At 63.1% G+C, this 19,124-nt stretch carries 15 protein-coding genes; 12 read left to right on the forward strand and 3 right to left on the reverse strand.

The window, feature by feature from the left end:
* The first annotated feature begins 131 nt into the window (after positions 1–131).
* On the forward strand, positions 132–833 hold the full coding sequence (locus IAE39_RS24985) for a 4'-phosphopantetheinyl transferase family protein (RefSeq protein WP_201207182.1): 702 nt from the start codon (positions 132–134) through the stop codon (positions 831–833).
* 3 nt (positions 834–836) lie between these two features.
* Here the strand turns inward: IAE39_RS24985 and IAE39_RS24990 are convergent, their stop codons facing one another.
* Entirely contained in the window at positions 837–2,444 is a 1,608-nt protein-coding gene (locus tag IAE39_RS24990) for an ATP-binding protein (RefSeq protein ID WP_201207183.1), read from the reverse strand.
* Positions 2,441–3,139: a response regulator transcription factor gene (locus tag IAE39_RS24995; protein ID WP_201207184.1), complete on the reverse strand. Its 699-nt coding sequence runs from the start codon at positions 3,137–3,139 to the stop codon at positions 2,441–2,443. The genes IAE39_RS24990 and IAE39_RS24995 overlap by 4 nt, the downstream gene beginning before the upstream one ends.
* Positions 3,140–3,955: 816 nt before the next feature.
* Between IAE39_RS24995 and IAE39_RS25000 the strand changes: the two genes are divergently transcribed.
* From IAE39_RS25000 to IAE39_RS25005, 3 genes are all read left to right on the forward strand, one after another.
* A complete protein-coding gene (locus IAE39_RS25000; protein WP_201207185.1) occupies positions 3,956–6,835 on the forward strand; it encodes a ribonucleoside-diphosphate reductase subunit alpha in 2,880 nt (959 codons plus the stop codon).
* Positions 6,836–6,974: 139 nt separating this feature from the next.
* Positions 6,975–7,106 (forward strand): hypothetical protein, encoded by a 132-nt coding sequence (locus tag IAE39_RS29930; RefSeq protein WP_268934184.1) that lies wholly within the window; start codon positions 6,975–6,977, stop codon positions 7,104–7,106.
* A 524-nt stretch (positions 7,107–7,630) separates the two neighbouring features.
* Entirely contained in the window at positions 7,631–8,881 is a 1,251-nt protein-coding gene (locus tag IAE39_RS25005; RefSeq protein ID WP_029885549.1) for a ribonucleotide-diphosphate reductase subunit beta, read from the forward strand.
* 846 nt (positions 8,882–9,727) lie between these two features.
* Here IAE39_RS25005 and IAE39_RS25010 read toward each other — a convergent pair.
* Positions 9,728–9,967 (reverse strand): type II toxin-antitoxin system RelB/DinJ family antitoxin, encoded by a 240-nt coding sequence (locus IAE39_RS25010; RefSeq protein ID WP_201207186.1) that lies wholly within the window; start codon positions 9,965–9,967, stop codon positions 9,728–9,730.
* Between the two features lie 931 nt (positions 9,968–10,898).
* Here IAE39_RS25010 and IAE39_RS25015 point away from each other — a divergent pair.
* The 8 genes from IAE39_RS25015 (at position 10,899) to IAE39_RS25050 (ending at position 18,989) form a co-directional block, all read left to right on the forward strand.
* Complete coding sequence (locus tag IAE39_RS25015; protein WP_201207187.1) at positions 10,899–12,137, forward strand: OprD family porin; 1,239 nt, start codon at positions 10,899–10,901, stop codon at positions 12,135–12,137.
* Positions 12,138–12,362: 225 nt separating this feature from the next.
* Positions 12,363–13,169 (forward strand): NAD-dependent epimerase/dehydratase family protein, encoded by an 807-nt coding sequence (locus IAE39_RS25020; RefSeq protein ID WP_201207188.1) that lies wholly within the window; start codon positions 12,363–12,365, stop codon positions 13,167–13,169.
* A 26-nt stretch (positions 13,170–13,195) separates the two neighbouring features.
* On the forward strand, positions 13,196–14,077 hold the full coding sequence (locus IAE39_RS25025) for a glucurono-1,5-lactonase (RefSeq protein ID WP_201207189.1): 882 nt from the start codon (positions 13,196–13,198) through the stop codon (positions 14,075–14,077).
* Between the two features lie 70 nt (positions 14,078–14,147).
* Positions 14,148–15,119, forward strand: coding sequence for a TRAP transporter substrate-binding protein (locus tag IAE39_RS25030; RefSeq protein WP_012051448.1), 972 nt, complete (start codon positions 14,148–14,150; stop codon positions 15,117–15,119).
* A 66-nt stretch (positions 15,120–15,185) separates the two neighbouring features.
* Positions 15,186–15,713 (forward strand): TRAP transporter small permease, encoded by a 528-nt coding sequence (locus IAE39_RS25035; RefSeq protein ID WP_201207190.1) that lies wholly within the window; start codon positions 15,186–15,188, stop codon positions 15,711–15,713.
* Entirely contained in the window at positions 15,714–16,994 is a 1,281-nt protein-coding gene (locus tag IAE39_RS25040; protein ID WP_201207191.1) for a TRAP transporter large permease, read from the forward strand.
* A 180-nt stretch (positions 16,995–17,174) separates the two neighbouring features.
* Positions 17,175–18,098 carry an EamA family transporter gene (locus tag IAE39_RS25045; RefSeq protein ID WP_201207192.1) on the forward strand — a complete coding sequence of 308 codons (924 nt, stop codon included), beginning with the start codon at positions 17,175–17,177 and terminating at the stop codon, positions 18,096–18,098.
* Positions 18,099–18,119: 21 nt separating this feature from the next.
* Positions 18,120–18,989 carry an aldose 1-epimerase gene (locus IAE39_RS25050; protein WP_201207193.1) on the forward strand — a complete coding sequence of 290 codons (870 nt, stop codon included), beginning with the start codon at positions 18,120–18,122 and terminating at the stop codon, positions 18,987–18,989.
* The last annotated feature ends 135 nt before the right edge of the window (positions 18,990–19,124 follow it).

Below are 19,124 nucleotides of genomic sequence, written 5' to 3' on the forward strand. Positions count from 1 at the left end.
CCCCGGCCCCCCGCCGCCCCCCCGCCCCCCCCCCCCCCCCCCCCCCCCCCGCTCCCACAAAAACCGCCCTTACAGGGGCGAGTTGCCACGCCTGCTCCCTTAGCGCCTGCACAGCTGGCACAATAGCCCCCATGAACACACTCCCCGCCTGCTGCGCCCCGCTCCAGCACCACTGGCCCCTGCCCCGCCCACTGCCCGGCGCGGTGCTGGTCAGCTGTGCCTTCGATCCCGCCCACCTGGCACCTGACGACTTCCAGCGCGCCGGCATCGTACCCAGCGCCAGCCTGCAACGCTCGGTGGCCAAGCGCCAGGCCGAGTATCTGGCCGGCCGCGTATGCGCCCGCGCCGCCCTGCAGCGCCTGGACGGCCGCGATTACATACCCGGCACCCACGAAGACCGCTCGCCCATCTGGCCCAGCGGCATCCGTGGTTCGATCACCCACGGCAAAGGCTGGGCCGCCGCCGTGGTCGCCGCCGAGGGCAGTTGCCAAGGCCTTGGCCTGGACCAGGAAGCCCTGCTAGATGACGAGCGCGCCGAGCGGCTGATGGCTGAAATCCTCACCCCCGTCGAGCTTGAACGCCTCGACCGCCGCCAGCTCGGGCTGACGGTCACCCTGACGTTCTCGCTGAAGGAAAGCCTGTTCAAGACCCTTTACCCGCTGACCCGTCAGCGCTTCTACTTCGAACACGCCGAAGTGCTCGAGTGGTCCGCCGAGGGCCAGGCGCGCCTGCGCCTGCTTACCGACTTGTCGCCGCAGTGGCAACAGGGCGCAGAGCTGCAAGGCCAGTTCTGCCTGCAGGACGGCCACCTGCTCAGCCTGGTCAGCGTCTGACCGTTACTGCGGTGCCTGCTGCCGCGGCCAGCTCAGGCTGAAGCAAGCACCGCCCAGCGCTTCACTGCGCCCTACGGTGGCCCGCCCGGCGTGCCAGTAGATGATCCGGCGCACGATCGACAGGCCCAGGCCATGCCCGCCCGAGGCGCGGGTACGGCTGTCGTCGAGCCGGGTGAACGGCGTGAAGATGCGGTCCCAGACACCCTCGGGTATGCCTGGGCCGTCGTCCTCCACATCGATGCGGCAGCGTTGCTGCCCCAACTGGTAGCTCAGGCGCACCTGTGATTCGGCATGGCGCATGGCATTGCCGACCAGGTTCTGCAGCGCCCGGTGCAGGTAGCGCGGCTCGGCCTCGACCCAGGCGCCGTCGGCATCCGCACCCTGGCAGTCACCGCGCACCACGCGCACATCGGCACGCAGCGGCGCCAGCTCTGCGATCACCCGGTCAAGCAAGGCATCCAGGTCGACCTGCTGGAATTGCAAGGCCGGTGCGCCCTGCTCCAGGCGGGCGTAGGTGAGCATCTCGTCGACCAGCTTGTCGAGGTCCTGGATATCGCCATCCATACCGGCCAGGTGCTTGGCACGCGCCTGCTCGGTACTGGCGCTTTCAATCATCTCCAGGCCAAAACGCAGGCGCGCCACCGGCGTGCGCAGCTCGTGAGACACCGCCCGCACCAGTTCGCGCTGCATGGTCAGCGAGCGTTGCAGGTGCTCGGCCATGCCGTTGAAGGCGGCGGCCAGGCGCCCCACCGAGTCGGCGTCGCCGGCCGGCACGCGGGTGTCCAGGCTGCCTTGGGCGATGCGCGTGGCGGCCAGTTCCAGGCCAGACACGCGGCGCTCCAGCTGGCGCACCAGCAGGTAGACCACCAGGCCGATCAGGCACAGGCCAAGGAACGCGATCAGGATAAGCAACTGCGGCGGGTACGGGTTGAGCTGGTACAGCGGGCCGATTTCCAGCACCCAGGGCGAGCCGGTGAGCCCGGCAAACACCCGGATCGAATCGCCATCCCTGCCCAGCGCCATCACTGTGTCGCCTTCCTCGACCCGGCGCCGCTGGTCATCGTCCAGGCTGACCCGTTCGATACGCTGCAGGGCGACGCCGAAGCCGAAGCCCTTTTCCTGCTTTATCTGCGCCAGACGTTGTTGCTGTTCGGTCACCGGGTAGCGCACCAGTTCATCGGCCAACAGATAAAGGGTAGCCCGCGCCAGTTGCTCGCTGATCTGTTTGATCTGCGCCACCAGCATCAGGTCTTCCTGGCCGACCTTGCGCAGCACTTGCGCCGCATGCGGGCCGGTCTTCTCGACCACCACCAGGCCACGGTACAGGCGCGTCCGCTGGCCGCCGTCGAGGCTGCGCGCGGTCATCGGCTGCAGCGCCAGCGGCACGCCGAGCAGGCGCTCCCATATCAGCAACGAGCGCTTGCGTTCGGTGTCGTTCTGCAGGGCCAGGTTGTCGGCCATCAGGCTGAAGGTGCCCTGGGCCAGGCCCTCGCGGTGCTGCGCGGCGCGCACTTCGTTGACCAGGTGCAGGCTGAGCACGCCCAGCAGGGCCACCAGCACCAGCACGGCCAGCATGCCGCCGTAGATGCGCAAGAAGATCGAATTGTTCATGGCGCCTCGCCAACGAACAGGTAGCCCTTGCTGCGCAGGGTCTTGATCAGCCGCGGCTGGATGGGATCATCGCCTATCTTCGGGCGTATCTTTGAGATGCGGATGTCGATGGAACGGTCCTGGCCGTCGTAGCCGACGCCGCGCAACGCAGTGAAGATCTGCTCGCGGCTCAGCACCCGCCCGGCGTTGCTGGCCAGCAGCCAGAGCAGGTCGAATTCGGCGCCGGTCAGCTCGATCAACTGTTCGCCCAGGCGCGCCTCGCGCAGGCGGTTGTCGATGCGCAGTGCGCCAAAGGCCAGGTCGTGGCGCTTGCTGTCGACCGCGTCGCTGCGGCGCAGCAGGGCCTGGATGCGCGCCAGCAGCAGGCGCGGGCGCACCGGTTTGCACACGTAATCGTCGGCGCCCAGGTCCAGGCCCTGGACCTGGTCGAGTTCGTCACTGCGGGCGGTAAGCATGAGGATCGGCCCGGGGTACTGGCTGCGCACCCGGCGGCAGATGCTCAGGCCGTCTTCGCCGGGCAGCATCAGGTCGAGGATGACCAGGTCGGGCTGGCTGTCCACGATGCGCCGTGCGGCGCGGGCGCCATCGCCCTCCACCGCGACATCGAAGCCGTTGGCCTGCAGGTACTCGGCGGTGAGCTCGGCCAGGCGCTGGTCGTCTTCGACAATGAGGATACGGGGTTGGGTTGGGTCCATGCCGCTGGCCTTTGCTTGTTGTTTTTGTATTGCCTGTGCCGGCCCTTTCGCGGGTGAACCCGCTCCCACAGGGTGAACTGCTCATTACCTGTGGGAGCGGGTTCACCCGCGAAAGGGCCGGCACAGGCAACATAACCCTTTAACCAAAAGGCAACATCCTCCTCGGATACTACGTCCCACCATAAGCACTGCCAACCCGCCCACAGGCCCCTCGACTGAACCGTTTTTTGTGGTAGGGTGCGCCCCCGAAAAAAACTGCTCCGGGGCGCCAGGGCGCAGAAAAATACTGCAAACCACTTGGCACAAGGCCTACAGCGAATACCCACCATTCACTCACAAAGTACACACAAGTTATCCACAGGCGCTCGCCTTGCAAAGCCCCCAATACCGCATTATCTTGTATCCCGAACGCAGCGAACCACTAGATATAGGGGTTCGTGCAAAATCACACACAAAAGTCAACCCGCAAGATCAAGCGATTTTGCGGGTGGAACTTCAGGTGATTTCAGCAGCCAAACCGCTCCTGCGGAGGCGACCGAGGCAAGCCCTTCCGGGGCCTTGTTCGGGTATGGGTGTTGCAGGCCAGGCCTGGCACTCATCAGCAACAGTTTTTGGGCCCAGCCCAGAACCTTTGACTTCGGCCAGGGAGCGGCAAGCCATTGCCACTTATTCCTGAGTCTGTCCCGAAGTCGGTACGCCCGCGCGGGCGGATGCGCATGCCATTGCGCATCCCTGCGAGGTTATCGAGCAAGTGGACGGAACGGTGGGCGCCCAAAAGGCGCCTGAACAATATAGAAACTGTGGAGACACCCACCCATGCAAACCGACACAACTCGCGAGAACCCGCAGGCCCAGGTGCCGCAGGCCGCCGATTCCAACCAGGATCTGGCTGCCACCGCCCCCGGCCAACTGCGCGTGATCAAGCGTAACGGCACTGTCGTCCCGTACACCGACGACAAGATCACCGTTGCCATCACCAAGGCGTTCCTTGCAGTTGAAGGCGGCACCGCCGCCGCCTCGTCGCGCATCCACGACACCGTCGCGCGCCTGACCGAGCAGGTTACCGCCACGTTCAAGCGTCGCATGCCATCGGGTGGCACCATCCACATCGAAGAAATCCAGGACCAGGTCGAACTGGCCCTGATGCGCGCCGGCGAGCAGAAAGTTGCCCGTGACTACGTGATCTACCGCGACCAACGCGCCAAGGAACGTGCCACCCGCGCCAACACCGACGCCGTGGTCGAGCCGCACCCGTCCATCCGCATCACCCTGGCCGACGGCAGCCTGGCACCACTCGACATGGCCCGCCTGAACACCATCATCAGCGAAGCCTGCGAAGGCCTGGCCGAAGTCGATGGCGACCTGATCCAGCGCGAAACCCTGAAGAACCTGTACGACGGCGTGGCCATCAAGGACGTCAACACCGCCCTGGTAATGACCGCCCGCACCCTGGTAGAGCGCGAGCCGAACTACTCGTTCGTTACCGCCCGCCTGCTGATGGACACCCTGCGCGCCGAAGGCCTGGGCTTCCTGGAAGTGGCCGACAGCGCCACCCACCACGAGATGGCCGACCTGTACGCCAAGGCCCTGCCGGCCTATGTCGCCAAAGGTATCGAATTTGAACTGCTGAACCCTGCCCTGGCCAACTTCGACCTGGACAAACTGGGCAAGGCAATCAACCACGAGCGCGACCAGCAGTTCACCTACCTGGGCCTGCAAACCCTGTACGACCGCTACTTCATCCACAAGGATGGCGTGCGCTTCGAGCTGCCGCAGGTGTTCTTCATGCGTGTGGCCATGGGCCTGGCGCTGGAAGAGAAAGACAAGGAAGCCCGTGCGATCGAGTTCTACAACCTGTTGTCGTCGTTCGACTACATGGCCTCGACCCCGACCCTGTTCAACGCCGGCACCCTGCGCCCGCAGCTTTCCAGCTGCTACCTGACCACCGTGCCGGACGACCTGTCGGGCATCTACCACGCGATCCACGACAACGCCATGCTGTCGAAATTCGCCGGCGGCCTGGGCAACGACTGGACCCCGGTCCGTGCGCTGGGCTCGTACATCAAGGGCACCAACGGTAAATCCCAGGGCGTCGTACCGTTCCTGAAAGTGGTCAACGACACTGCCGTTGCCGTGAACCAGGGTGGCAAGCGCAAAGGCGCGGTGTGTGCCTACCTGGAAACCTGGCACCTGGACATCGAAGAGTTCATCGAGCTGCGCAAGAACACCGGTGATGACCGCCGTCGTACCCACGACATGAACACCGCCAACTGGATCCCTGACCTGTTCATGAAGCGTGTCTTCGACGACGGCAAGTGGACCCTGTTCTCGCCATCGGAAGTGCCAGACCTGCACGACCTGACCGGCAAGGCCTTCGAAGATCGTTACGAGTACTACGAAGCCCTGACCGAGTACAACAAGATCAAGGTGTTCAAGACCATCCAGGCCAAAGACCTGTGGCGCAAGATGCTGTCGATGCTGTTCGAGACCGGCCACCCATGGCTGACCTTCAAGGACCCGTGCAACCTGCGTTCGCCGCAGCAGCACGTGGGCGTGGTCCACAGCTCGAACCTGTGCACCGAGATCACCCTGAACACCAACAAGGACGAGATCGCGGTCTGCAACCTGGGCTCGATCAACCTGCCGAACCACATTGTCGACGGCAAGCTGGACACCGCCAAGCTGCAACGCACCGTGAACACCGCCGTGCGCATGCTCGACAACGTGATCGACATCAACTACTACTCGGTGCCGCAAGCGCGTAACTCGAACTTCAAGCACCGCCCGGTCGGCCTGGGCATCATGGGCTTCCAGGATGCGCTGTACCTGCAGCACATTCCGTACGGCTCCGATGCTGCCGTCGAGTTCGCCGACAAGTCGATGGAAGCGGTCAGCTACTTCGCCATCCAGGCTTCCTGTGACCTGGCCGACGAGCGTGGCGCCTACGAGACCTTCCAGGGCTCGCTGTGGTCCAAGGGCATCCTGCCGCTGGACTCGCAACAGATCCTGATCGAAGCCCGTGGCCAGAAGTACATCGACGTCGACCTGAACGAGAGCCTGGACTGGGCACCGGTCCGTGCCCGCGTACAGAAAGGTATTCGTAACTCGAACATCATGGCCATCGCGCCAACCGCGACCATTGCCAACATCACTGGCGTATCGCAGTCGATCGAGCCGACCTACCAGAACCTGTACGTGAAATCGAACCTGTCGGGCGAGTTCACCGTGATCAACCCGTACCTGGTTCGCGACCTGAAGGCCCGCGGCCTGTGGGACTCGGTCATGATCAACGACCTGAAGTACTACGACGGTTCGGTGCAGCAGATCGAGCGTATCCCGCAAGAGCTGAAAGACCTGTACGCCACTGCGTTCGAAGTTGAAACCAAGTGGATCGTCGACGCAGCTTCCCGTCGCCAGAAGTGGATCGACCAGGCTCAGTCGCTGAACCTGTACATCGCTGGCGCCTCGGGCAAGAAGCTGGACGTGACCTACCGCATGGCCTGGTACCGTGGCCTGAAAACCACCTACTACCTCCGTGCCCTGGCCGCGACCAGCACCGAGAAGTCGACCATCAACACCGGCAAGCTCAACGCCGTTTCTAGCGGTGGCGACAGCGCCCCGGTCCAGGCAGCCGGCCCAGCGCCAGTGCCGAAGGCCTGCGCGATCGACGAGCCTGACTGCGAAGCCTGCCAGTAAGGCCTGAATGCCGCGCGGGGTGCCCTTGGGTGCCCCGCGCGGCATTTTTGTATCTGCGCCCCGGAGAAACCTTGCCCTTTGCCCAGCGCTCACGCGGCTCGGTAAAAGAACAGGACTTCTCACAAAAGGATGTAAGCCCATGGCGCGGAAAAAACTGGCATCTCGCAAGATTGGCCGCAACGCTGAAACCGGCCGCTTCACCACGGTGGAGCAGGCACGCAAGCACCCCAAGACACACATCGTCGAAACGCTGCATAACCATCGCAGCTGACGCGCTCCCTGTAGGAGCGGCCTTGTGTCGCGATAGGGGTGCGAAGCGCCCCCAGGATTGCAGCTTCGCCGCATGAATTGCCGGGGCCGCCATGCGGCCCTTACGCGACACAAGGCCGCTCCTACAAGGATCGCGCCAACCCAACATGATGTGTTTTAAAAAATAAAATGCCACAACATGTAGTGTCATCCGCTTTTTGCCGCTACACTCCCTCCCCATGGCAAGCCACACAAACCCGGTGAACGGACGCACGCAATTCCGGTCGAAAAAGTTACCCTCGCCCGCAAGACACGCGCCCCGATCCAAGGCGAAATCCGATATACTTCGCCCCCTCTGAAAAGAGCACCATTCAATTGTCCTGGCCCCTCCCCGAGGCCTGGCCAGGTACAAGCCAGAACACATTCAGATGTAAACGAGAGTCAGCCTCTCGAGCTGTCCATTCGCCGTTACGGCCTTGCGTCAGGCATCACATTCTTTAAATCCAAGCGGTTGCCCCAGGGCAACCCTCAAGCAGGAGCCAAACCATGCTGAGCTGGGACGAATTCGACAAAGAAGACGGCGAAGTAGCCGCCAAAGGCAACAACCCTGCGCAGGCCGCTGCCGCCGCCACCCTCGACAAGCTCGACAGCGCCGGCGGTGCCGCCGCCCTGGAAGCCCGTGCGGCCACCGCTGCTGACTCCGACGCGGTCAAACGTGCCAAGGCAGCCCTCGACGCCCTCGACGTTGCTGAAGGCCTGGCCGAGCTGGAAGGCTCCTCGGCCCGTGTTGCCGTTGACGAAAAGCGCATGATCAACTGCCGTGCCGACCTCAACCAGCTGGTACCGTTCAAGTACGACTGGGCCTGGCAGAAGTACCTGGACGGCTGCGCCAACCACTGGATGCCGCAAGAGGTCAACATGACCGCCGACATCGCCCTGTGGAAGAGCCAGGACGGCCTGACCGAAGACGAGCGCCGCATCGTCATGCGCAACCTCGGCTTCTTCTCCACCGCCGACTCGCTGGTTGCCAACAACCTGGCCCTGGCCGTGTACCGCCTGATCACCAACCCCGAGTGCCGCCAGTACATCCTGCGCCAGGCCTTCGAAGAGGCGATCCACACCCACGCCTACCAGTACTGCATCGAGTCGCTGGGCATGGATGAAGGCGAGATCTTCAACATGTACCACGAGATCCCGTCGGTCGCGAAGAAAGCCGCCTGGGGCCTGAAGTACACCCGCGCCATCTCCGACCCGGAATTCAACACCGGTACTGTCGAAACCGACAAAGAGCTGCTGCGCAACCTGATCGCCTACTACTGCGTACTGGAAGGCATCTTCTTCTACTGCGGCTTCACCCAGATCCTGTCCATGGGCCGCCGCAACAAGATGACCGGCGTGGCCGAGCAGTTCCAGTACATCCTGCGTGACGAGTCGATGCACCTGAACTTCGGTATCGACGTGATCAACCAGATCAAGATCGAGAACCCGCACCTGTGGGACGCGGCGATGAAGGAAGAAGCGACCCAGATGATCCTGCAAGGGACCCAGCTGGAGATCGAATACGCCCGTGACACCATGCCACGCGGGGTACTGGGCATGAACGCAGCGATGATGGAGGACTACCTCAAGTTCATCGCCAACCGTCGTTTGACCCAGATTGGTTTGAAGGAAGAGTACCCGGGGACTACCAACCCGTTCCCATGGATGAGCGAGATCATGGACTTGAAGAAGGAGAAGAACTTCTTTGAGACGCGGGTGATTGAGTATCAGACCGGTGGTGCTTTGAGCTGGGACTGATCGTCCGGGCTGAGCATCGAGAAGGCTGCCGAATGGCAGCCTTTTTTATTGGCTGCTCTGATAGAGCATCTCGGCTGAGAGGTGCTTGGCATAACATTTTTATCGCCTTTGGGATCGAGCGCCGCGCGGGCGGCGCTCGATCTGTGCAGCATCGCAACCCCTAATACATGCACCTGAAAGCGCACACCCAATATCCCCCTTGGGTGAGGATGCGGGATATGCCGGTGGTGCTGGCTGGGGAGGTTGACCCGCTGGGGCCGGTGCAGATGCGTAGGTTGAGTTGGCGGGAGTGTGCGCAGCGGGCGTTGCGGATGCATGGGGTTTAGCGGGCGGATTTGCCTGTGGGGGCCTCTTCGCGGGTGAACCCGCTCCCACAGGGGGGCTGAGCTTGCTGGAGTGATTGAGTTAGCCTGCAAGAACAGGTAACCAGGGCTGCTTTGCAGCCCATCGCCGGCAACCCACCAGCTGGCCTGCATCACCCTCAAGGCAGGCACAGGACCTGTAGGAGCGGCCTTGCGTCGCGATGGGCTGCGCAGCAGCCCCAGGGTTTCCGCACAGATGCACAAATTGCTGGGACTGCTGCGCAGCCCATCGCGACGCAAGGCCGCTCCTACAAGGGCCAGTGCTGGCCGGAAGAACCATGCAAGACCATTCCCCCCCCAACCGCATTGATTTCAAGCCCTACGCTGTACCTGTGGGAGCTGGCTTGTTCGGCGAAGGGCCGCAAAGCGGCCCTAATTTGTATGACCAGCTGGTATGCGGAGTTACCCGCGAACACCGGCGAAGCCGGTGCCATTTACCGCGTCGCATTCTTCGCGGGCACGCCCGCTCCCACAGGAGTCGAGGTTAAAGGTCATCCAGCGTCATTTTCATACGCTGCGGGGAGGTGAGCCGCTCATTTACAGTCGCGATCAGGTCTTCATCCTCCTCGGCTATCTGCGCTAGTTCGGAGGGCAGTCTGCCCTGCTCTGCAACATATTGCAGGACCTGGTGAATGAGTTCGGAGGGGGTTACGCCTAAACGCTCTAGCTGTTTGTAGGCTTGGGCCATGAGTTCGTCGTCAATGCGCAGGGTGATGGAAGCCATGGATCGGCCCTCGGGTAAAGGCGTTTGTCATTGCAGCATGCGGGTGGATTCTGCACTGGTGGTTGTGTATTCCGAAAGTGATCAATGTTTCAATTTCTTTTGAGCAGTTGGCGCAAATCACTGTGAGGGCGGCCCCAAAAATGCTATCGCCTGTGCCATTGCCGGGGCCGCTGTGCGGCCCTTTCGCGACACAAGGCCGCTCCTACATGGGATCGCGTATCACGGGAGATTTGTGGGCAATATCGGCAAGAATCCGCCAGGGCCCGAAACGAAAAAAGCGCCATGGGCGCTTTGATCGACGGTTGGTAAAACAGGTCCGGCCACCGCTTCGGCTTATCGCCTCGGCCCACCTTGCGCGGACAGTCCGTAAATAAGGGGCCCCGCCCACGCCGACAAGGGGGGTACGGCACCAACGAGGATGCCGGGACTGGACATGCCAGTCTAAGTGGTCGAGGGCGAGGCCTGATTTGAAGATAGCGCAAGTGAGCGGTGGGTGCCACTGCCAGGTCGGGGGAATTTGTAAACCATGTGTCCGGTTTGCCAACAAAGCAGTTGTCATCGTATCTCTTCACAGCGAGCGAAATAGAGCCGCTACGCGTTAATTCACGGGTATCTAACCTGTAATCATTAGGCCACTATGCGTTGACAGCCTCTCTCTCACTTGCTAATAATCGCCCACAGTTGTACGACAACACATAACAAAAACAACAATCAGTGGACGAACCCATGTCGACACCCATCCCGCTACACCCACGTCTGTTGCATACCCCTCTTCCCGCGGCCTGCTGGCGTACCCCCTCGAGTACCTAGCGCCCGGTTACCGCGTTTTTACCCCTGGCCCTGACCGGCCCGTTACCTACCCGCCCCTGCCGCAGGCCGCTTGTGCGTGCCCGGTGGACGGGCTGCCATACCCTTCGGGAGCACAACAATAATGAAAATCTGCCACACCCTGCCCTTCGCCCTGCTTGGCGCCGGGGTTATCGCCGGCTTGCCAGGCACCAGCCTGGCAGCGGGTTTTGTCGAGGACAGCAAGGCCACCCTTGGCCTGCGCAACTTCTACATCAACCGCAACTTCACCAACCCGAGCAACCCGCAAAGCAAGGCCGAGGAATGGACGCAAAGCTTCATTCTCGATGCCCGTTCGGGGTTCACCGAGGGGCCGATCGGCTTCGGCGTGGATGTGCTGGGGCTGTGGTCGGTCAAGCTGGATGGCGGTGGCGGTACCTATGGCACGGCATTGCTGCCGCGTCATGACGATGGCAAGCCGGCGGATGACTATGGGCGCCTGGCAGTAGCAGGCAAGGCGCGGATTTCCAAAACCGAGTTGAAGATCGGCGAGTGCATGCCGGTGCTGCCGATTCTGCGCTCGGACGACGGGCGTTCGTTGCCGCAGACGTTCCGTGGCGGGCAGGTTACCTCCAACGAGATTGCCGGGCTGACTGTGTATGGCGGGCAGTTCCGCGGCAACAGCCCGCGCAACGACGCCAGCATGGAAGACATGAGCTACGGCGGTGGGGTGTCGGACCGTTTCAACTTTGTCGGTGGCGAGTACAAGTTCAACCAGGACCGCACATTGGTCGGGTTGTGGAATGCGGTGCTGAAGGATGTGTACCAGCAGCAGTACCTGCAACTTAGCCACAGCCAGCCGGTGGGTGACTGGACCCTGGGCGCCAACCTGGGCTACTTCCACGGCGATGACGATGGTTCCAAACGCGCTGGCGAGCTGGACAACAAGACCTACTCGGGGATGTTCTCGGCCAAGTACGGTGGCAGCACCTTCTGGGTCGGGCTGCAGAAGGTCGATGGCGATACCTGGATGCGGGTCAACGGCACCAGTGGCGGCACCCTGGCCAACGACAGCTACAACTCCAGCTTCGACAACGCCAACGAACGCTCGTGGCAGGTGCGCCATGACTTCAACTTCGTCACCGTCGGGGTACCGGGGCTGACCTTGATGAACCGCTATATCAGCGGGCGCGACGTGCACAGCGGGGTGGTGACCGATGGCAAGGAGTGGGTGCGAGAGACGGAGCTGGCGTATGTGATCCAGAGTGGGGCGTTCAAGGATTTGAGTGTGAAGTGGCGTAACTCGTCGATTCGTCGGGATTACAGCAATAACGAGTTTGATGAGAACCGGTTGATCTTCAACTACCCGTTGTCGTTGCTTTGATCAAAACCTGCGGCTGGATGGCACGGGCTTCGCCCGTGTTCGCGGGTGAACCCGCTCCCACAAGTATCGCGCAGGTCAGAAGAACTGCTATCCCCTGTGGGAGCGGGTTTACCCGCGAAGAGGCCAGCAAAAGAGACACAGGCCTCATTGACAATATTCAAACCCACCGCCAATAATCAGCTTAGTCATACGACAACCTACAACAATTAACAACAAGAGCCGGCCATGACCACTACCCCCCTCAATCGCCTGCTGCTCACCGGAGCCGCAGGCGGCCTGGGCAAGGTCCTTCGCGAACGCCTGCAAGGCTACGCCGAGGTCCTGCGCCTTTCCGACATCAGCCCCATGGCACCTGCCGCAGGCCCGCATGAAGAGGTCATTACCTGCGACCTGGCCGACAAGGCTGCGGTGCATGCCCTGGTCGAAGGCGTCGATGCCATCATCCACTTCGGCGGCGTGTCCACCGAGCATTCGTTCGAAGACATCCTCGGCCCCAACATCTGTGGCGTATTCCATGTCTACGAGGCGGCGCGCAAGCATGGGGTGAAGCGCATCATCTTCGCCAGCTCCAACCACACCATCGGTTTCTACCGCCAGGACGAGCGCATCGACGCCCACTCCCCGCGCCGCCCCGACAGCTACTACGGGCTGTCCAAGTGCTATGGCGAGGATGTCGCCAGCTTCTACTTCGACCGCTACGGCATCGAGACCGTCAGCATCCGCATCGGCTCGTCGTTCCCGCAGCCACAGAACCCGCGCATGCTCTGTACCTGGCTGAGCTATGACGACCTGGTGCAGCTGATCGAGCGCGGGCTGTTCACCCCCGACGTTGGCCATACCATCGTCTACGGCGCCTCCGACAACCGCACCGTGTGGTGGGACAACCGCCATGCCGAGCACTTGGGCTATGCACCCAAAGACAGTTCGGAACCCTTCCGCGCCGCCGTGGAAGCCCAGCCGGCGCCCGCCGCCGATGACCCGAGCATGGTCTACCAGGGCGGCGCCTTCGCCGTGGCCGGCCCGTTCAACTGACCCCACCCACGCCAGGAGGCACGGCCATGAACTGCGAACTGATCGTCGACGCCCGCAACGGCACCGGCGAAAGCCCCGTGTGGCACCCCCGCGAACAGGCCCTGTACTGGGTCGACATTCCCGCGCGCCAGCTGCACCGCTGGCAGGCGGCCGATGGCACGCACCAGGTCTGGCAGGGCGACGAGATGCTTGCCTGCATCGCCCGTAGCGGCGACGGCTGGGTGGCGGGCATGGAAAGCGGCATTTTCCAGCTCCAGGCAAAAGCCGATGGCAGCCTGCACAGCCAACTGCTCAGCAGCGTGCAGCATGCCCAGCCCGGCATGCGCTTCAACGATGGCCGCTGCGACCGCCAGGGCCGCTTCTGGGCCGGCACCATGCTGCTGGACATGCAGCAAGGCGCCCATGTCGGCGCGCTGTACCGGCATGACGGCGAAGGCAGTTTGCACCTGCAGCAAGACGGCATGATCGTGCCCAACGGCCTGGCCTTCAGCCCCGATGGCAAGCGCATGTACCTGTCCGACTCGCACCCCAATGTGCAGAAGGTCTGGGCCTTCGACTACGACACCGACAGCGGCACGCCGCACAACAAGCGGCTGTTCGTCGACATGCGCGGCTACCCGGGCCGCCCCGACGGTGCCGCCATCGACCAGGACGGCTGCTACTGGATCTGCGGTAACGACGCCGGGCAGGTTCACCGCTTCACCCCCGACGGCCGCCTCGACCGCTCGCTCAGCGTGCCGGTGAAAAAGCCGGCGATGTGCGCCTTCGGCGGCGCCAACCTCGACACCCTGTATGTCACCTCGATCCGCCCCGCGGGCATCGACCTCAGCGACCAGCCACTGGCTGGCGGGGTATTTGCCCTCAACCCTGGCACCCAGGGCCTGGAGGAACCTGCCTACCGGGGCTGAGCCTCACTGCCAACACCACAACACTCTTTGCACGCCCGAAACCGGATAATAAAAACCACGGAGTTTCATCATGACGTTCAAACGCAAGCTGCTTCTTGCCGTACTCCCGTTCGCCTTCAGCGTGGCGATGCCCGCCTCGGCGCTGGACATCAAGTTCGCCGAAATCCACCCTGCCGGCTACCCGACCGTGGTCGCCGAGCAGAACATGGGCAAAAAGCTGGAACAAGCCAGCAATGGCGACATCACCTTCAAGATGTTCGCCGGCGGTGTGCTGGGCTCGGAGAAGGAAGTGATCGAGCAGGCACAGATCGGTGCCGTACAGATGACCCGCGTGAGCCTGGGGATCGTCGGCCCGGTGGTACCGGATGTGAACGTGTTCAACATGCCGTTCGTGTTCCGCGACCATGACCACATGCGCAAGATCATCGACGGCGAGATCGGCCAGGAGATCCTCGACAAGATCACCAACTCCGACTTCAACCTGGTGGCCCTGGCCTGGATGGACGGCGGCTCGCGCAGCATCTACACCAAAAAGCCGGTGCGCAGCCTGGAAGACCTCAAGGGCATGAAGATTCGCGTGCAGGGCAACCCGCTGTTCATCGACATGATGAACGCCATGGGCGGCAACGGCATTGCCATGGACACCGGGGAAATCTTCAGCGCCCTGCAGACCGGGGTGATCGACGGTGCCGAGAACAACCCGCCGACCCTGCTTGAGCACAACCACTTCCAGAGCGCCAAGTACTACACCCTGACCGGCCACCTGATCCTGCCGGAGCCGGTGGTAATGTCCAAAACCACCTGGAACAAGCTCACCCCCGAGCAGCAGGTGCTGGTGAAGAAAGTCGCACGTGAGGCGCAGATGGAAGAGCGTGCGCTGTGGGACGCCAAGTCTGCCGCCAGCGAGGAGAAGCTCAAGGCTGCCGGTGTCGAGTTCATCACCGTGGACAAGAAGCCGTTCTACGACGCCACCGCATCGGTGCGCGAGAAATACGGCGCGCAGTACGCCGACCTGATGAAGCGCATCGACGCCGTCCAGTAAGCGCGGCCCTTTCCTGAACGACCTCGGCAGTGCGGCGCCCGCCGCCCTGCCGCTTTGGTGATGCCCATGAAAAACCTCTTTCTGCGTGCCAACGACACGCTGTACCGCGCCTGTATCTGGGTCGCCGGCCTGTCGATCCTGACCATGTCGCTGATCATCCCGTGGGGCATCTTTGCCCGCTACGTGCTCGGCACCGGCTCCAGCTGGCCGGAGCCGGTGGCCATCCTGCTGATGGTGGTATTCAGCTTTGTCGGCGCCGCCGCCAGCTACCGCGCCGGTGCGCACATGGCGGTGGCGATGATCACCGACCGCCTGCCGCCGCTGCAGCGCCGGCTGGTGGCGCTGCTGGTGCAGGTGTTGATGATTCTGGTGTGCGTGTTCATGACCTACTACGGCACCAAGCTGTGCATCACCACCTGGAACCAGTTTCTGGCCTCCCTGCCGGGTGTGCGGGTGGGCATGACCTATGCGCCGATCCCGGTCGGTGGCGTCCTGACCCTGGTGTTCGTGCTGGAAAAACTGCTGCTGGGCGACCAGAGCCACCGCAAGGTGGTGCGCTTCGACCAGCTGGAAGAAAGTGAAGGAGCGGCATAAATGGATGCGTTCATTCTGTTGGGCAGCTTCATCGTGCTCATCCTGCTGGGCATGCCGGTGGCCTACGCCCTGGGCCTGTCGGCGCTGGTCGGTGCCTGGTGGATCGACATCCCGCTGCAGGCGATGATGATCCAGGTGGCCAGTGGCGTTAACAAGTTTTCGCTGCTGGCGATTCCGTTCTTCGTACTGGCTGGCGCGATCATGGCCGAAGGCGGCATGTCACGACGGCTGGTGGCGTTTGCCGGGGTGCTGGTGGGCTTCGTGCGTGGTGGGCTGTCGCTGGTCAACATCATGGCCTCGACGTTCTTTGGCGCGATTTCCGGCTCGTCGGTGGCCGACACCGCGTCGGTGGGTTCGGTGCTGATCCCGGAGATGGAGCGCAAGGGTTACCCGCGCGAGTTCTCCACCGCCGTCACCGTCAGCGGCTCGGTACAGGCATTGCTGACCCCGCCCAGCCACAACTCGGTGCTGTATTCGTTGGCCGCAGGCGGCACGGTATCGATTGCCTCGCTGTTCATGGCCGGTGTAATGCCCGGCTTGCTGCTGAGCGCGGTGATGATGGGCCTGTGCCTGATCTTCGCCAAGAAGCGCAACTACCCCAAGGGCGAAGTGATCCCGCTGCGCCAGGCGCTGAAGATTGCCGGCGAGGCGCTGTGGGGGCTGATGGCCATGGTCATCATCCTGGGCGGCATCCTTTCGGGGGTGTTCACCGCCACCGAATCGGCGGCCGTGGCGGTGGTGTGGTCGTTCTTCGTGACCATGTTCATCTACCGTGACTACAAGTGGCGTGACCTGCCCAAGCTGATGCACCGCACGGTGCGTACCATCTCGATCGTGATGATCCTGATCGGCTTCGCCGCCAGCTTTGGCTACGTGATGACGCTGATGCAGATCCCGTCGAAGATCACCACGGCGTTCCTGACCCTGTCGGACAACCGCTATGTGATCCTGATGTGCATCAACTTCATGCTGTTGCTGCTGGGCACGGTGATGGACATGGCGCCGCTGATCCTGATCCTGACCCCGATCCTGCTGCCGGTGATTACCGGTATCGGCGTGGACCCGGTGCACTTTGGCATGATCATGCTGGTGAACCTGGGGATCGGGCTGATAACCCCGCCGGTGGGGGCGGTGTTGTTCGTTGGCTCGGCGATTGGCAAGGTGAGTATCGAATCGACGGTGAAGGCGTTGCTGCCGTTCTACTTGGCGCTGTTCCTGGTGCTGATGGCGGTGACCTACATTCCGGCCATCTCGCTGTGGCTGCCTAGCGTGGTGTTGTAACTGCACTTTTGGTCCCTGTAGGAGCGGCCTTGTGTCGCGATCGGGCCGCAAGGCGGCCCCAGGATTTCGGCGTTGATGCTGATAGTGCTGGGGCCGCTTTGCGGCCCGATCGCGACACAAGGCCGCTCCTACAACGACCGCGATGCGGCTGGAAAATCTACCTGCAAACGGATCCTGCACATGGCTGTCCCCTCCTCTGCTGTCCCTCTGTTCCCACGCAAGCTGGCCATCGCCCTGCTGGCGTTGCTGGCCTGCTCCTTCGCCGGTAACCACATCGCCGCACGCATCGCCTTCGATGACGGCACCGGCGTGCTGCTGGCCATCCTCTGCCGCTCGGGCATCACGTTCCTGGTCCTGGCCGGCTTGCTGCTGTGGCAACGCCAGGCCCTGGCCCTACCCTCCGGCACCCGCCGCTGGCAGTTGTTGCTTGGCCTGCTGATCGCCACCCAGAGCCTGTGCCTGTACTCGGCGGTGGCGCGCATTCCGGTAGCCCTGGCGCTGCTGGTGGGCAACACCTTCCCGATGCTGCTGGCATTGCTCACCTGGGCGCTGGGCGGTGCTCGGCCCACCGGCCGCACGGTGCTGTTCATGGGCCTGATCCTGTGCGGCCTGGTGCTGGCGCTGGACGTGCCGGCACGCCTGGCCGACAGCAGCGAAGCCAACCCGCACTGGGCGCTGGGTGTCAGCCTGGCCTTCGGCGCCGCCTGTGCCTTCGCCTGCGCCTTGTGGATCACCGACCACAAGCTGGCTGCCGTGCGCGGGCCGGTGCGCAGCTTGCTGACCCTGCTGATCGTGTTCTCCAGCATGCTGGTCGCAGGCGCAAGCGGCGTAATGCCGTCCGGCTTGTCGCTGCCGGGCAGCAGCAGCGGCTGGACGGCGCTGGCGAGCCTGGTGGTGCTGTATGGCCTGGCCTTCACCTTGCTGTTCGTCTGCGTGCCGCGGCTGAACATGGCACAGAACGCGCCGGTGATGAATGTCGAACCTATCGCGACCTTGCTGCTGGGTTGGGCCTTGCTCGACCAGCAGTTGGGTACCCTGCAATTACTCGGCGGTGCCGTGGTGGTGTGCGGCATCGTGCTGCTCACTTACCGGCGCCCCGGCTGACGCTTTTGCAAAGGAGCTTGAATGGCTGTGACCGAACTGTACCTGCAGGACCGCCTGACCCGCCTGAGCCTGGCCCCGAAGCTGGGCGCAAGCCTGGTCAACTGGCAGGTCAAGGCGACCGGGCAGGCGCTGCTGCGCCACACCGATGGCGATGCCTTGGCCAGCGGCACACCGCGGCGCCTGGCTTGCTACCCGCTGGCGCCATGGTCCAATCGCATTGCCGAGGGTGGCTTTGCCCGGCCCGAGGGCTGGCAGGCACTGGCAGCGAACACCGGGCATGACCCTTACCCGATTCATGGCAGCGCCTGGCAGCAGGCCTGGCAAGTGGAGCATCACAGCGAGCGCCGTGCCCGGTTGACGCTGGACAGTGCCGTACCGTTTGCCTACCAGGCCACGCTGGATGTGCAGCTGCAGGAAGGCTGCCTGAACCTGGACTTGCATGTAACGCACCTGGATGAGTCGGCCAACTGGTACGGGCTGGGGCTGCACCCTTACTTTCCGCGGTACCCCGATACCAGGCTGTATGCGGCAGCGCGCAAGGTGTGGCTGGCCGAAGCCGGGAGGCTGCCGTCGTATCAGGCCGAGGTGCCGGAGCAGTGGCGGTTTGAAACATTGGGCAGCCTGCCGGAGACGGTGGTTGATCACGCCTTCAGTGGTTGGCCGGGGGAGTGTGTGATCGAACAGCCGGGGGCTGGGTATCGGTTGGCGTGCAGCGCCAGCGGGGCCGAGCACTTTTTGCTGTTCTGCCCGCAGGGGCAAGGGTTTTTCTGCTTTGAACCGGTTAGCCACCCGGTCAATGCGCATCACCTGCCGGGGCGGCCGGGGTTGAGGCTGTTGCAGCGGGGGGAAGCAATGAGCCTGGGGTTCAGGATGCAGTATCGGGCGTTGTGACCGCGTTGCCAGTTATTGGGGCTGCTTTGCAGCCCATCGCGACACAAGGCCGCTCCTACAGGGGGCCGCGTAACATGCACTGATGCGGTCCCCTGTAGGAGCGGCCTTGTGTCGCGATGGGCCGCAAAGCGGCCC

Origin of the sequence: Pseudomonas sp. S37, assembly GCF_016658545.1 — a bacterium.
Classification (GTDB): Bacteria; Pseudomonadota; Gammaproteobacteria; order Pseudomonadales; family Pseudomonadaceae; genus Aquipseudomonas.